The sequence below is a fragment of the Duganella dendranthematis genome, from assembly GCF_012849375.1.
GTDB lineage: Bacteria > Pseudomonadota > Gammaproteobacteria > Burkholderiales > Burkholderiaceae_D > Rugamonas > Rugamonas dendranthematis.
This window is the reverse complement of record NZ_CP051684.1, coordinates 1,640,372-1,653,372: the sequence shown is the minus strand read 5'-3', so window position 1 is coordinate 1,653,372 and position 13,001 is coordinate 1,640,372. Positions and strand designations below refer to the sequence as shown.

Below are 13,001 nucleotides of genomic sequence, written 5' to 3'. Positions count from 1 at the left end.
CATGCACGTCGCAAACAACGTTACTGAACTGATCGGCCGTACCCCGCTGGTACGGATCAACCGGCTGGCCCAGGGCAGCACTGCCCAGGTCCTGGCCAAGCTGGAATACTGCAATCCGGCGCACAGCGTCAAAGACCGCATCGGCCTGGCCATGATCGAGGCGGCCGAAGCAGCCGGGCAACTGCGCCCCGACACCATCATCCTCGAACCGACCAGCGGCAACACCGGCATCGCGCTGGCCATGGTGTGCGCCGCGCGCGGCTATCGCTGCACGCTGGTGATGCCGGACACCATGAGCCGCGAACGGCGCATGCTGCTGCGCGCCTATGGCGCCGAGCTGATCCTCACACCCGGCAGCGAAGGCATGCTAGGTGCGATCCGCGCCGCCGATGAACTGGCCGCAAGCGATGCGCGCTACCTGATCCCGCAGCAATTCAACAATCCCGCCAATCCCGCAGTGCATCGCCGCACCACCGCCGAAGAAATCTGGGCCGACACCGAGGGCCGCGTCGACATCCTGGTAGCCGGCATCGGCACCGGCGGCACCATTACCGGCGTGGGCGAGGTGCTGAAGGAGCGCAAGCCGGGCTTCCGTTGCGTAGCGGTGGAACCGGCGGCGTCGCCGTTTTTGTCACAGGGGACCAAGGGACCACACCCGATCCAGGGCATCGGCGCCGGCTTCGCGCCGGCCGTGCTGAATACCGCCGTCTATGACGAAGTGGTGTGCGTGAACAACGAGGATGCGTTCGAGACCGCGCGCCAGGCGGCGCGGCAGGAAGGACTGCTGGTGGGGATTTCCTCCGGCGCCGCGCTGTGGGCAGCGTTGCAGGTGGCGCGGCGGCCGGAGCATGCCGACAAGATCATCGTCACGATCATCCCGTCGTTTGGCGAGCGCTACCTGAGTACCGCCCTGTACGCCAATCTGGCGGATTAGTGCGCGTGGGCGTGCGCGGCGGGCGCCGGTGCCGGCGCTTGCAGGCAGCATTCCAGTTCGGCTTCGCCGGTGCGCACTTGTAGCGTGCTGTGCTGGATGGAGAATTCCTCACGCAGCGCCTTGCTGATGGCGTCGATGGCGTCGTCGCCTGGATAGCCGGTCGGCGTGACCAGCTGCGCCGTCAGCGCGTTCTCGGTGGTGCTCATGGCCCAGATGTGCAGGTCGCTCACCTTGCTCACGCCCGGCTGCTGGCGCAGAAACTGTTCGATCTTGGCGCGGTCGACATTGTCCGGCACCGCCGCCATTACCATGCGCAGCGACTGCTTCAGCAGCGACCAGGTGCTGATCACGATGAACACCACGATCACCATGCTGACCAGCGGGTCCAGCCAGTTCCAGCCGGTGTAGCGCACCACCACGCCGGCGATCAGCACGCCCAGCGAGATGGCGGCGTCGGCCGCCATGTGCAGGTAGGCGCCGCGGACGTTGATGTCGTCCTTGCTGCCGGACATGAACAGCCAGGCCGAGAAGCCATTGATCAGGATGCCGACCCCGGCCACCACCGACACCGTCAGGCCGGCCACCGGGTCCGGATGCGCCAGTTGCTGCACCGCCTCCCACGCAATGCCGCCGCAAGCTGCCATCAGCAGCATGGCGTTGAACAGCGCGGCCAGCATCGAGCTGCTGCGCAGGCCGTAGGTATAGCGCTGGTTCGGCAGGCGCTTGGCCAGGATGGCGGCGCCCCAGGCCAGCATCAGGCCCAGCACGTCTGACAGGTTGTGGCCGGCATCGGCCATCAGCGCGGTGGAGTTGGCCAGGAAACCGTAGAAGAACTCGACACAGACAAACACCGTATTGAGACCGATGGCGATGGCGAAGGCGCGGCCCATGGTGTTCGGATCGCCGTGATGGTGGTGATGGCCGATGCCGTGGCTGTGATCGTGGTGGCTGTGCGCGTGCTGGTCGTGGCCATGATCGTGGTGATCATGGTCGTGGTCATGGTGGTCGTGGTCGTGGTGCTTGCTCATGCTTCGGTTCCGGTGGCAGGTTCGGCGATATGTTCCAGCATATCGTTGAGTACGCCGCTGATATGGGCATCGGCGGCGGAGTAGAAAACTTGCTTGCCCTGACGCTCGGACTTGACGATGCGGGCGGCGCGCAGCAAGCGCAGATGGTGGCTCACGAGCGAGCTGCTCAATTCCAGTGTAGACGCGATCTCGGAGACCGCAATCGGCGCCGGCATGCAGGCCAGCACGATGCGCAGCCGGGTCGGATCGCCCAGCAAATGGAACAGATCGGCCAGTTGCGCGATCTGCGGATCGCAGGTGGAATAGTCGTGTTGACAGCTCATGATTGCTAACATGTGAATAGGTGTTCACATGTTAGCACAAAACTTGCTGATCGATTGATGTGGATCGGATGAGATAGTTAGAAAGCGGATCAAAATCCAGCTTTCTGCCGGGGCTGACATGAACAACGACGCCAACACCAAAAAGCCATATGCCGCGCTGTCGCCTGGCAACAGGGAAGTGTTGACCGATTTGTTTGCCAGCGGCAGCCTGATAAACGAACCGCAGCTGTATGCATTCAAAGTGTATGTCCGCCTGAATGCCATGAAGCAGACCCGTTTTCAGAACGTCTCGTTCCGGCATAGTATTTTTGAATCGGCCTATTTCAACCGCTGCTTTTTCAACTCCTGCGACTTTACCGGTTGCCGCTTTGTCAGCTGTAATTTCCATCAGTCGGCATTCTCGGGATGCGTCTTCGACTATGCGACCTTTGAGCGTTGCCAGATTGACGATGACATTCTGGATAGCGAGGCGCCCAGCCAGGACAACTTGAAAATGCGGTTTGCCCGCACGCTCCGAATGAATTTCCAGCAGATTGGCGATGCCAAGGCCGTCAACAAAGCCATTTTGCTGGAACTAGATGCGACCGCAAACTATCTAAGAAAGTCGTGGCTATCAAGTGAGAGCTACTATCGTGAAAAATATGCGGGCTGGAAGAAGCTCCGGCAATTCATTCGGTGGGCAGAATTCAGGATGCTCGATGCTATCTGGGGCAATGGCGAAAGTACTCTCAAGTTGCTGCGCACGCTGATGGTGGTGCATGTGCTGATTGCCATCTATGACACAGCGCAATTTCGCGATCCCTGGAGCTTGAGAGATTACCTGGATAGTTTGGTCAGCTCGCCGGGCATATTTTTTGGCATCACCACGCCGGAATATTTCCCGGTGTGGGTATGTTCGGCCATCGCTGCGCTGAGGTTGATCGGCTTTGCGTTTCTGACCGCGATTCTGGTAAAACGATTTGGACGGCGTTAAGCATGATGCACATCTACGCGTTTGGTTCCGTCTGCAGGGGCGAAGTGGACAATGGCTCGGATGTCGATTTGCTGGCTTGTGTCGACGAGGCGGCGCCTGAGCTGGATCACCGCAAGTATTCCATTTACCGCTATCCACGATTGCGCGCGCTGTGGGCAGAAGGCAATCCGTTTGCGTGGCACCTTCATCTGGAGGCACGTTTGATTTTCAGCGGAGATGGCAGTGACTTCCTGCGCGAAATAGGGGCGCCCCAGCCATATGTTGCGGTGGAAAGTGACTACGCCAAGTTTCAAGACCTGTTTATGCAGTCGTGGGACGAGCTGGAGCGGGGAGCGAATAGCGCAACGTTTCATTTGTCCTGCATGTTTCTAGCGTTGAGAAACTTTGCGACCTGTCATTCGCTGGCGCAAGGTCAGCCGATTTTCTCGCGCCGTTCGCCATTGCTGGTGGTGCCGCGGTTGCCGATGAGCGCGGAAGTTTTTTCAACGCTGACGCGCGCCAGATTGCTATCCACGCGTGGGCATGGCGATCGGCTGACGGTTGAGGATATTCGCGCCGTGCTGAAGGCGGCTGCAGTGGTGCCACCATGGATGAACACTTTACGGAGCCTGCATGAACGAATTTAACAATAGAATCGACGCCCAGCGCCGCATACTCAGCCTAGTCAACAGCCGGCCATGGCGTGAGGAACTGTACGGTTTGTCGGTCGCGGCCATTGAGCGCTGGATACACGCCAATGGTCTCGACCCACGCAGCGCGCTGACCGCAACCATTTATGCCTCGGCCGATAAGCTTTTCTTTCTGGCAAACAAAAGTCAGGAGCAGATAACCGAGGAATACCGCCTGCTGGCCAGTGAAGTACGGCGACTCGGCGACTCTCTCGCGGCGCTGTTGCAGTCTAGCTATCCAGTCTGACGCTGGTTCAGCGGACGAATCAAGCGTGGCCCGCCGCACGCAATTTACTTCTGTAGATCGGCAGGGAGTTGCGCGCGCAGTTTGGGATCGAGGTTTTGCAGGGCTTTTTCCAGTTTGTCGGCGCGCTGCAGGGCTTGCTCCTGTTCGGCGCTGAGTGCTGGCGCTGGCTTACGGAAAGCGGCCTGGCCGCCCAATACTACCAGTGCGCTGATCAGGGCGATGCCGGCTGCGGCCGCCAGCAGCCGCAGTTCACGCGGCGTAATGGCCGGCGAATGGGTGGCGATCGGCCGCACCGGACCGGCGGACGGCGTCGGCACATAGCCGGGCGGATGGCCGGCGCCGTGCGATCCATGGGCCGGCGCGTCGTGCGTGGCCTCGTGCGAAGCGCGGTGGCTGCCGTGCGCGACGGCGTTGGCGCCACCCGCCAGCCGCGCCTGCTGCGCCAGTTCTTGCGAGGCGGCGTCGATGCGTGCCACGTGGCGCTCCACGGTCTCTTCCAGCACCGCTTCGTTCAGCGCCACCAGCGCGAACACCGGGTCGTCAAGGTCTATCTTGACGCCGGTCTTTTCAAATACCAGACTGCGCAGCTTTTGCTGGTCCATGCTTACCACTGCACTTTGTCGAGTTGCTCGAACAGGTCGCGGAACACCACCTTGATGCGCTGCTTTTCCATGACGTTGAATTTGTCGCTCTCACGCACTTCGGCCATGGTCATGCGCGCCGTATTCATTTTCTTCAGATCGGCGCCGAAGGTGTCGGCGTTGCGCGCCGTCAGCACCACGCGGCCGACTACGCGCGACGAGTTGTCGGCGTAAGTCTGCGATTCGACGAACTGTTTGCCGGACGCCGATTGCAGCAGGCCGAAGTGTTCATTTTCCCACAGCACCAGGGGCACGTTGGTGGCCTTGGCAGTGGAGACGAAACCGGTGGCAGTGTCATGCAGCGTGTCGCCGCCGCCGACGATGGTGTGGATGTAGACCTTGCGGCCTGATTCCTGCAGCAGCGAGAAGCAGTCGTTCTCGATCAGATAGCCCATCAGCGGCGAGAAAGTGTTGGCGCCGTTGTCGATGACGCAGTTGCCGTCCTGTTCCAGCAGGTCGATCATCAGCGCGTCGAAGCGCTTGGGGTCGATGGTGCGGCTGTCGGTCATCACCGGCACATGCTTGACGTTCATTGCCTTGTAGCGCGAGAAGGTCGGATTCTCCTGGTCGGTGTCGTAGCAGCGCAGCGGCTGCTGGCCTTCGGCCACGTCCTTGCTGGCGACCCATTGGGCGAGAATGGTCGACACCAGCGTCTTGCCGATGCCGCCTTTACCCTGGAGAATGAAATGTACCGTGTTTTGCATTACTACTCCCGAAACGCTTTTTGAATGCGTCGAGAGTAATTGTTTTGTGGTCTAAAGGCAACCTAGTTGATGAAGCGGAGCAGCCCTTGTAACGCGTGAATCACGGTCTGCTCGCGCACCGCGCGGCGGTCGCCGGCAAATACCAGCCGTTCTGTGTGAACCGTGTCGGCGTTGGCCCAGCCGAAGCACACGGTACCGACCGGCTTGCCCGGCACGGCGCCGGTCGGGCCGGCGATGCCGGTGGTCGAGACCGCGATATGCGCATTGCTGGAGCCGAGCGCGCCGCTGGCCATGGCGGCCGCGACTTCTTCCGACACGCTGCCCATCTGCGCGATCAGCGCCGCCGAGACGTCCAGCATTTCGGTCTTGGAGGCGTTGGAATAGGTGATGAAGCCGCAGTCGAACCAGCCGGTGGAGCCGGCGATTTCGGTGACGGCCTGGGCGACGCCGCCGCCGGTGCACGACTCGGCGGTGGCCAGGATCAGCCCTTTGTCTTGGAGTGCTTTGCCGACTTGGGCGGCAAGATCGAGGATGGTATCGCTATTGCTCATGGCTTGTCCTTCTCGGATACGGGGCTACGGGGGCTTGCTGTCACTGTACCATGCAGCTTGCCATCGTCGCAATCCTGCAAAAATTCATGCAGTTGTGCGCCACTCTCTGCTGAGACTGGTAAGCTTATTGAAGAGTAAGTATCGAGCGGAGGCTCAATGATCAGCCAGACCGACATCCATCACGCCCGTATCCTGATTGTGGACGATCAGCCGGTCAACATTGAACTGCTGGAATACCTGCTCACTTCCACCGGCTACAAGGACGTCCGCGCCACTACCGACCCGCGCGTGGTGGCCGCCTGGCACGCCGAACACCATTTCGACCTGATCATCCTCGACCTGCAAATGCCCGGCATGAGCGGCTTCGACGTGATGGACGCGCTCAAGCCGCTGGAACCGGACGGCTGGCTGCCGGTGCTGGTGGTCACCGCCCAGCCCGACCACAAGCTGCGGGCCTTCGAGACCGGCGCGCGCGATTTCATCAGCAAGCCTTTCGATCCGATAGAAACCTTGACGCGCATCCGCAACATGCTGGAGATGCGCCTGCTGCACAACCGCGAACGCAACTACGCGGCCCGGCTGGAACAGACGGTGCGCGAGCGGACCGCCGAATTGCAGCGCTTCCGCAGCGCCATGGACGCCACCGCCGACGCCATCTTCCTGCTGGACGCCGCCAACGCCGACCTGCTGGACGTCAACGAAGGCGCCTGCCGCATGCTCGGCTATCCGCGCGGCGAGATGCTGGGGCCGACCGCCAGCCGGCTCGGCCTCGGTTCGCCGGCCGCCCTGCGCGCGCAGGCCGAACGGCTGGCCGACTACGCCGCCGCCATCGGCCCGGCCCGCTCGCCGGAACTGAACGAACTGGAACTGATGCGGCGCGACCTGATCGCCGTGCCGGTCGAACTGTACTGGCAGCTGCTGCAGCGCCCCGGCCAGCCGGCCGTGATGCTGGGCGTGGCGCGCGATATCAGCGAACGCCGCCAGGCGGAAGAACTGCTGCAGCACATGGCCCACTACGACAGCCTGACGGGCCTGCCCAACCGCACGCTGTTCTTCAAGATCGTGGCCGACGCCATCAGCGTGGCGCAGGACAAGTCGCGCCGCATCATCGTGCTGATGATCGGACTGGACCGCTTCAAGAACATCAACGATTCGCTCGGCACGGCCGGCGGCGACGACCTGCTGCGCCAGTTCAGCAACCGGCTGGTGCAGACTGCGCGCATCCGCGACACCGTCGGCCGTGTCGGCGGCGACGAGTTCGCGCTGATCCTGACCATGACCCGCGACCAGCAGGACGCGGTGCACGCCGCCAACGAAGTGCGCGAAGCGCTGCGCCAGCCGTTTGAGCTGGACGGCCACCAGGCGATTTTGAGCGCCAGCATCGGCATCTCGGTCTATCCGGAGGACGCCACCGATCCGGAAACCCTGGTCAAGTACGCCGACACGGCGATGGAACGCGCCAAGCAGGCCGGCCGCGACGGCTACCGCTTCTTCACCGCCGGCATGAACGTGCAAGTGCTGGCGCGGCTGGACATGGAACTGGCGCTGCGCCGCGCGCTCGACAACCACGAGCTGCGGCTGCATTTCCAGCCCAAGGTCAACCTGCACACCGGCGGCTTTGCCGGCGTCGAATCGCTGCTGCGCTGGCAGCGGCCCGGCTTCGGCCTGGTCTATCCGGCCGAGTTCGTGCCGGTGCTGGAAGACACCGGCCTGGTGGTGCGGGTCGGCGCCTGGATCATCGACGCCGCCTGCCGCCAGATCGCCGCCTGGCTGGCCGATGGCACCGGGCCGGTGCGGGTGGCGGTCAACGTCGCCAGCCGCCAGTTTGTCGAAGGCGACCTGGCGCAGCTGGTGCGCGACGCGCTGCTGCGCCACGGCACACCGCCGGAACTGCTGGAACTGGAGCTGACCGAAACCTCGCTGATGTCCAACGCCGAGCGCACCATCACCGTACTGAAGAGCCTGAAGGCGCTGGGCATCAAGGTGGCCATCGACGACTTCGGCACCGGCTATTCGTCGCTGGCGTATTTGCAGCGCTTCCCGATCGACAAGCTGAAAATCGACATCGCCTTCGTGCGCGACATCACCACCAATCCCAACGATGCGGCGATCGCGCTGGCCATCATCAGCATGGCGCACAGCCTCAAGCTGCAAGTGGTGGCGGAGGGCGTGGAGACCCGGGCCCAGCTGGAATATCTGCGGCGCGGCCGCTGCGATGAAATCCAGGGCTATTTCTACAGCAAGCCGCTGCCGCCGGACGAGCTGAGCCTGCTGGTGCAGTCAGGCCACAGCTTGCCGCCGCCGGCCGGCGACGCCAGCCAGCCGGCGCAGACCTTGCTGATCGTTGACGATGATGTGAATGTATTGGCGTCGCTGCACCGGCTGTTCCGCCGCGACGGCTACCAGATCCTGACGGCGGCCTCGCCGACCGAGGCGTTTGAATTGCTGGCGCTGCATGCGGTGCAGGTGATTGTCTGCGACCAGCGCATGCCGGCCATGAGCGGCACCGAGTTTCTCAGCAAGGTCAAGGAAATGTATCCGGAAACCATACGCATCATCCTGTCCGGCTACACCGGGCTGGAGGCGGTGCTGGATGCGATCAACCGCGGCGCCATCTACCGCTTCTACACCAAGCCGTGGGACGACACCCAGCTGCGCGACAACATCCGCCTGGCGTTCCATCATTACTGGCTGATGCATGGCAGCGGCAAGCTGGCCGGTCAGCCGGGCGAGGATGCCACCTCGCTGCAGGCGCTTCAGGACGTAAAGTGATCGAAGCTGCTGAGCTGTAAATCCAGCGGCGCGCCGTTGGCGTCCACCAGCCGCAAGCCGCTGTGCGCATCGATGCTGCCGACGCGCGTGACCGCCGTCGCCACGCTGCCGGCTGCCGCGATAATGGCGGCGCGGGCGGCCACCGGCGCGGTAAAGCACAACTCGTAATCGTCGCCGCCGGCGGCCGTGTAAGCGCGGCGCAGCGCGACGTCCTGCGTCGACAGGATATCGCCGGCCGGCAGTGCATCCACATTCAGCGTGGCGCCCACTTGCGACAGCTTGAGGATGTGGCCGAGGTCGCCAATCAGGCCGTCTGAAATATCGATGGCGGCATGGGCCAGGCCTTGCTCGGCCAGCAGCACGCCCAGTTCCACGCGCGGCACCGGCGTATGCATGCGCACGGCGGCGGCGCGCTGGCTGGCGGCGTCCAGCGGCTGTTTCAGTTCCAGCCGGTAGCCGGCCAGCGCCAGGCGGGCGTCGCCCAGCGTGCCGGAAATCCAGATGTCGTCGCCCGGCTGGGCCGCGCTACGGCGCAATGCCTGGCCCGGCGCCAGTTCGCCCAACACGGTGATGCAGATATTCAGCGGCCCCTTGGTGGTGTCGCCGCCGATCAGTTCGATATTGAAAGCGTCGGCCAGCGCAAACAGGCCTTGCGAAAAGCCTTGCAGCCAGGCGCGCTCAGCCGACGGCAGCGCCAGCGCCAGCGTAAAGCCGACCGGCCGCGCGCCCATCGCCGCCAGGTCGGACAGGTTGACCGCCAGCGCCTTGTGACCCAGCCGCAGCGGATCTTCGCCGGCGAAGAAGTGGCGGCCCTCGACCAGCATGTCGGACGAAATGGCGGTCTGCATGCCGGGCGTGGGCGCGAGCAGCGCGCAATCGTCGCCGATGCCCAGCACGGCGCGTGCGGCATGGTGGGGGCGCTGGAAGTATTCTTTAATGAGGTCGAATTCGGAGAGCATGCGACATTGTATCGCTTGCCGTCAGGTTTCCAGCCGGCGGATCAGGGTTTCCATGCCCAGCGTCGGCAGCGATTCGTCAGACAGGAACAGCCAGTCATGGTTGGCCAGCCGCACCGCCACGCCGTTGACGTGGAAGCGGCTCAGCAGGTTGGGCGTGAAGAATAGCTGCGGCCCGGCCTCGTACGAGGCGCCGGCCAGCACGATGTACAGCTTGCTGGCGCCGGCCTCGATGGTGGTGGCGTCCAGGCTCAACTGGTCCAGCTTGCCTTGTCCGGTATGCACCAGGCCGCCCTGCGAACGGCTGTAGACGAAGGCCAGTTGCTGGCTGCTTTCTTGCCAGTGCAACAGCTGTTGCCAGGCTGCGCCTTGCGGCGAAGCGCCGGCCGGCTCGGGAAGATGCTTGGACACAATCAAGGCGGACATGGAATTCTCCTGATGGACGGCTGATGCCTCCAGCTTAGCCGAAACGGCCCGGCTTGCGCAGCGCGCCGCTTCGCATGGTGAAATATTGATAATTTCAATCATATTTCTTTATTTGATAGTCACGGCCAATTAGTTCGGAAAATTGATTATGTTGCGCTCATTCAGGGGGAATATGCTCAAAAATTCGGCTAACCCCCGCCGGGTCATAAAAAATGCTGATAACGTTTATTGCTGTTGGTGAAAATACCTAGTTAAACGCCAGAGGCGCTCTGCTAAAATCATAGGCCTTCGATCGCACAATATGGGAAGGCAGTAAAGCACATGGATTCGTCACCTGAGAAAAAAGAAGCAATTCGTCAACAGCTGCGCGTTGCCGCGCTGGAATACCACGAATTTCCCACCGCAGGCAAAATCAGCGTTACGCCAACCAAACAATTGACCAATCAGCGCGACCTGGCACTGGCCTACTCGCCAGGGGTGGCGGCGCCGTGCGAAGAGATCGTCATCGATCCGGCCAATGCCTATAAATATACGGCGCGCGGCAACCTGGTCGCGGTCATCACCAACGGCACCGCCGTGCTGGGCCTGGGTAACATCGGCCCGCTGGCCGCCAAGCCGGTGATGGAAGGCAAGGGCGTACTGTTCAAGAAATTCGCCGGCATCGACGTCTTCGACATCGAAATCAACGAGCAAGACCCGGACAAGCTGGTCGACATCATCGCCTCGCTGGAACCGACCTTCGGCGGCGTCAATCTGGAAGACATCAAGGCCCCGGAGTGCTTCACCATCGAGCGCAAGCTGCGCGAGCGCATGCAGATCCCGGTGTTCCACGACGACCAGCACGGCACCGCCATCATCGTTGGCGCCGCCATCCTGAACGGCATCTCGCTGGTCGGCAAAGACATCAAAAAATGTAAGCTGGTGGTGTCCGGCGCCGGCGCGGCCGCGCTGGCCTGCCTGGACCTGATCGTCGACCTCGGCTTCCCGCTGGAAAACATCTACGTGACCGACCTTGCCGGCGTGGTCTACAAGGGCCGTGCCGAACTGATGGACCCGGACAAGGAACGCTTCGCCCGCGAAACCGACGCCCGCACCCTGGCCGATGTGATTCCGGATGCCGACATCTTCCTCGGCGTCTCCGCCGGCGGCGTACTGAAGCAGGACATGGTCAAGGCCATGGCGCCGAACCCGCTGATCCTGGCGCTGGCCAACCCGAATCCGGAAATCCTGCCGGAAGACGTCAAGGCCGTGCGCGGCGACGCCATCATCGCCACCGGCCGTTCGGACTACCCGAACCAGGTCAACAACGTGCTGTGCTTCCCGTACATCTTCCGTGGCGCGCTCGATTGCGGCGCCACCACCATCACCCGCGAAATGGAAATCGCCGTGGTGCACGCGATCGCCGAGCTGGCCCACGCCGAGCAGTCGGACATCGTCGCCACCACCTACGGCTTCACCAACCTGTCGTTCGGCCCGGAATACCTGATCCCGATGCCGTTCGATCCGCGCCTGCTGACCAAGATCGCCCCGGCCGTGGCCAAGGCTGCTGAGGATTCCGGCGTTGCCACCCGTCCGATCAAGGACCTGCAAGCCTACGAAGAAAGCCTGCAACAATTTGTCTACCGCTCGGGCACCTTCATGAAACCGCTGTTCCAGGTCGCCAAGAAGGCTGACATGGACATCAAGCGCATCGTCTACGCCGAAGGCGAAGAAGAGCGCGTGCTACGCGCGGTGCAAGTGGTGGTCGATGAAAAGCTGGCGCGTCCTATCCTGGTCGGCCGTCCGGCCGTGCTGGATGCGCGCATCGCCAAGTTCGGCCTGCGCCTGAAGCAGGGCGTCGACTTCGACGTCATCAACCCGGACCACGACGAGCGTTATCGCGATTACTGGCAGGCTTACTACGAGCTGACCGCCCGCAAAGGCGTGACGCAAGAGTACGCCAAGCTGGAAATGCGCCGCCGCCACAGCCTGATTGGCGCCATGATGATCAAGAAGGGCGACGCCGACGGCATGATCTGCGGCACCTTCGGCACCACCCAGCTGCACCTGCACTACATCGACCAGGTGCTGGGCCGCCGCGAAGGCGCCTGCGTGTACGCCGCCATGAACGTGCTGGTGCTGCCGCAGCGCCAGCTGGTGATGGTCGACACCCACGTCAACGAGAATCCGGACGCCAACGAACTGGCGGCGATCACGGTGCTGGCGGCGGAAGAGATGCGCCGCTTCGGCCTGTCGCCGCGCGCCGCGCTGCTGTCGCATTCCAACTTTGGTTCGTCGGACAGTCCGTCGGCGGTCAAGATGCGCGCCGCGCTGGAATTGATCAAGCAGCGCGATCCGTCGCTGGAAGTGGACGGCGAAATGCACGGCGACACCGCGCTGGACTCGAAACTGCGCAACGCCATCATGCCGGGTTCGACCCTGACCGGCGACGCCAACCTGCTGGTGATGCCGAATATCGAATCGGCCAACATCGCCTACAACCTGGTGAAAACCTCGTCCGGCAACGGCATCGCGGTCGGTCCGATCCTGCTCGGTTGCGCCAAGCCGGTGCACATCCTGACGCCGTCGGCCACCGTGCGCCGCATCGTCAACATGACCGCGCTGTGCGTGGTCGATGCGGTGGCGCAACGCAAAGCGTAAGCCGCCGAAGCGCCTGACCGGTCGTCCGCCACAGTGGGGGGCGACCGTTTTTTTTTGTCTTCGTAACCAGATGTAAGTGATGTAAAACGGGCATCGTCGTTCTAAAGTGCGCAGGTACGCTCTGTTACAATATTGGGG

At 62.7% G+C, this 13,001-nt stretch carries 13 protein-coding genes; 6 read left to right on the top strand and 7 right to left on the bottom strand.

All coding sequences use genetic code 11. The annotated features are described in order from the left end of the window. Position 1 precedes the first annotated feature (1 nt). On the top strand, positions 2 to 934 hold the full coding sequence (gene cysK, locus HH213_RS07645; protein WP_169111849.1) for a cysteine synthase A: 933 nt from the start codon (positions 2 to 4) through the stop codon (positions 932 to 934). Here cysK and HH213_RS07640 read toward each other — a convergent pair. Both HH213_RS07640 and HH213_RS07635 read right to left on the bottom strand, forming a co-directional pair. Further along, a complete protein-coding gene (locus HH213_RS07640; RefSeq protein ID WP_169111846.1) occupies positions 931 to 1,962 on the bottom strand; it encodes a cation diffusion facilitator family transporter in 1,032 nt (343 codons plus the stop codon). The two genes, cysK and HH213_RS07640, sit on opposite strands and share 4 nt — an antisense overlap. After that, on the bottom strand, positions 1,959 to 2,285 hold the full coding sequence (locus HH213_RS07635) for an ArsR/SmtB family transcription factor (RefSeq protein ID WP_110845328.1): 327 nt from the start codon (positions 2,283 to 2,285) through the stop codon (positions 1,959 to 1,961). The genes HH213_RS07640 and HH213_RS07635 overlap by 4 nt, the downstream gene beginning before the upstream one ends. A 118-nt stretch (positions 2,286 to 2,403) precedes the next feature. Here HH213_RS07635 and HH213_RS07630 point away from each other — a divergent pair, with 118 nt between their 5' ends. The 3 genes from HH213_RS07630 to HH213_RS07620 are packed head-to-tail and all read left to right on the top strand — an operon-like array spanning position 2,404 to position 4,173. After that, positions 2,404 to 3,258 carry a pentapeptide repeat-containing protein gene (locus HH213_RS07630; protein WP_169111844.1) on the top strand — a complete coding sequence of 285 codons (855 nt, stop codon included), beginning with the start codon at positions 2,404 to 2,406 and terminating at the stop codon, positions 3,256 to 3,258. A gap of 2 nt (positions 3,259 to 3,260) precedes the next feature. Further along, positions 3,261 to 3,884: a nucleotidyltransferase domain-containing protein gene (locus HH213_RS07625; protein ID WP_169111842.1), complete on the top strand. Its 624-nt coding sequence runs from the start codon at positions 3,261 to 3,263 to the stop codon at positions 3,882 to 3,884. Continuing rightward, positions 3,871 to 4,173, top strand: coding sequence for a hypothetical protein (locus HH213_RS07620; protein WP_110845325.1), 303 nt, complete (start codon positions 3,871 to 3,873; stop codon positions 4,171 to 4,173). The genes HH213_RS07625 and HH213_RS07620 overlap by 14 nt, the downstream gene beginning before the upstream one ends. 44 nt (positions 4,174 to 4,217) lie before the next feature. Here HH213_RS07620 and HH213_RS07615 read toward each other — a convergent pair whose 3' ends face one another. From HH213_RS07615 to HH213_RS07605, 3 genes are all read right to left on the bottom strand, one after another. Then, a complete protein-coding gene (locus HH213_RS07615; RefSeq protein WP_169111840.1) occupies positions 4,218 to 4,775 on the bottom strand; it encodes a hypothetical protein in 558 nt (185 codons plus the stop codon). A 2-nt stretch (positions 4,776 to 4,777) separates the two neighbouring features. Continuing rightward, on the bottom strand, positions 4,778 to 5,518 hold the full coding sequence (locus tag HH213_RS07610) for a P-loop NTPase family protein (protein WP_110845323.1): 741 nt from the start codon (positions 5,516 to 5,518) through the stop codon (positions 4,778 to 4,780). Positions 5,519 to 5,580: 62 nt separating this feature from the next. Continuing rightward, complete coding sequence (locus tag HH213_RS07605) at positions 5,581 to 6,069, bottom strand: CinA family protein (RefSeq protein WP_169111837.1); 489 nt, start codon at positions 6,067 to 6,069, stop codon at positions 5,581 to 5,583. A 156-nt stretch (positions 6,070 to 6,225) separates the two neighbouring features. On the opposite strand from HH213_RS07605, the gene HH213_RS07600 reads away from it, so the two are divergent. Next, on the top strand, positions 6,226 to 8,841 hold the full coding sequence (locus tag HH213_RS07600) for an EAL domain-containing protein (RefSeq protein ID WP_169111835.1): 2,616 nt from the start codon (positions 6,226 to 6,228) through the stop codon (positions 8,839 to 8,841). On the opposite strand, the gene thiL is transcribed toward HH213_RS07600, so the two are convergent. Together thiL and HH213_RS07590 are read right to left on the bottom strand one after the other, a co-directional pair. Next, positions 8,826 to 9,800, bottom strand: a complete 975-nt coding sequence (thiL, locus tag HH213_RS07595) for a thiamine-phosphate kinase (RefSeq protein ID WP_169111833.1) — start codon at positions 9,798 to 9,800, stop codon at positions 8,826 to 8,828. The two genes, HH213_RS07600 and thiL, sit on opposite strands and share 16 nt — an antisense overlap. Positions 9,801 to 9,821: 21 nt before the next feature. Continuing rightward, complete coding sequence (locus HH213_RS07590) at positions 9,822 to 10,223, bottom strand: hypothetical protein (protein ID WP_169111831.1); 402 nt, start codon at positions 10,221 to 10,223, stop codon at positions 9,822 to 9,824. A 321-nt stretch (positions 10,224 to 10,544) separates the two neighbouring features. Between HH213_RS07590 and HH213_RS07585 the strand changes: the two genes are divergently transcribed. Continuing rightward, entirely contained in the window at positions 10,545 to 12,863 is a 2,319-nt protein-coding gene (locus HH213_RS07585; RefSeq protein ID WP_169111829.1) for an NADP-dependent malic enzyme, read from the top strand. Positions 12,864 to 13,001 lie beyond the last annotated feature (138 nt).

Excerpts from the sequence above, each read along its gene's own strand:
- HH213_RS07610 (WP_110845323.1), bottom strand. The coding sequence starts at position 5,518 with ATGCAAAACACGGTACATTTCATTCTCCAGGGTAAAGGCGGCATCGGC.
- HH213_RS07635 (WP_110845328.1), bottom strand. The coding sequence starts at position 2,285 with ATGAGCTGTCAACACGACTATTCCACCTGCGATCCGCAGATCGCGCAA.
- cysK (WP_169111849.1), top strand. The coding sequence starts at position 2 with ATGCACGTCGCAAACAACGTTACTGAACTGATCGGCCGTACCCCGCTG.
- HH213_RS07605 (WP_169111837.1), bottom strand. The coding sequence starts at position 6,069 with ATGAGCAATAGCGATACCATCCTCGATCTTGCCGCCCAAGTCGGCAAA.
- HH213_RS07630 (WP_169111844.1), top strand. The coding sequence starts at position 2,404 with ATGAACAACGACGCCAACACCAAAAAGCCATATGCCGCGCTGTCGCCT.
- HH213_RS07625 (WP_169111842.1), top strand. The coding sequence starts at position 3,261 with ATGATGCACATCTACGCGTTTGGTTCCGTCTGCAGGGGCGAAGTGGAC.
- HH213_RS07600 (WP_169111835.1), top strand. The coding sequence starts at position 6,226 with ATGATCAGCCAGACCGACATCCATCACGCCCGTATCCTGATTGTGGAC.
- HH213_RS07590 (WP_169111831.1), bottom strand. The coding sequence starts at position 10,223 with ATGTCCGCCTTGATTGTGTCCAAGCATCTTCCCGAGCCGGCCGGCGCT.
- HH213_RS07615 (WP_169111840.1), bottom strand. The coding sequence starts at position 4,775 with ATGGACCAGCAAAAGCTGCGCAGTCTGGTATTTGAAAAGACCGGCGTC.
- HH213_RS07620 (WP_110845325.1), top strand. The coding sequence starts at position 3,871 with ATGAACGAATTTAACAATAGAATCGACGCCCAGCGCCGCATACTCAGC.
- HH213_RS07585 (WP_169111829.1), top strand. The coding sequence starts at position 10,545 with ATGGATTCGTCACCTGAGAAAAAAGAAGCAATTCGTCAACAGCTGCGC.
- HH213_RS07640 (WP_169111846.1), bottom strand. The coding sequence starts at position 1,962 with ATGAGCAAGCACCACGACCACGACCACCATGACCACGACCATGATCAC.
- thiL (WP_169111833.1), bottom strand. The coding sequence starts at position 9,800 with ATGCTCTCCGAATTCGACCTCATTAAAGAATACTTCCAGCGCCCCCAC.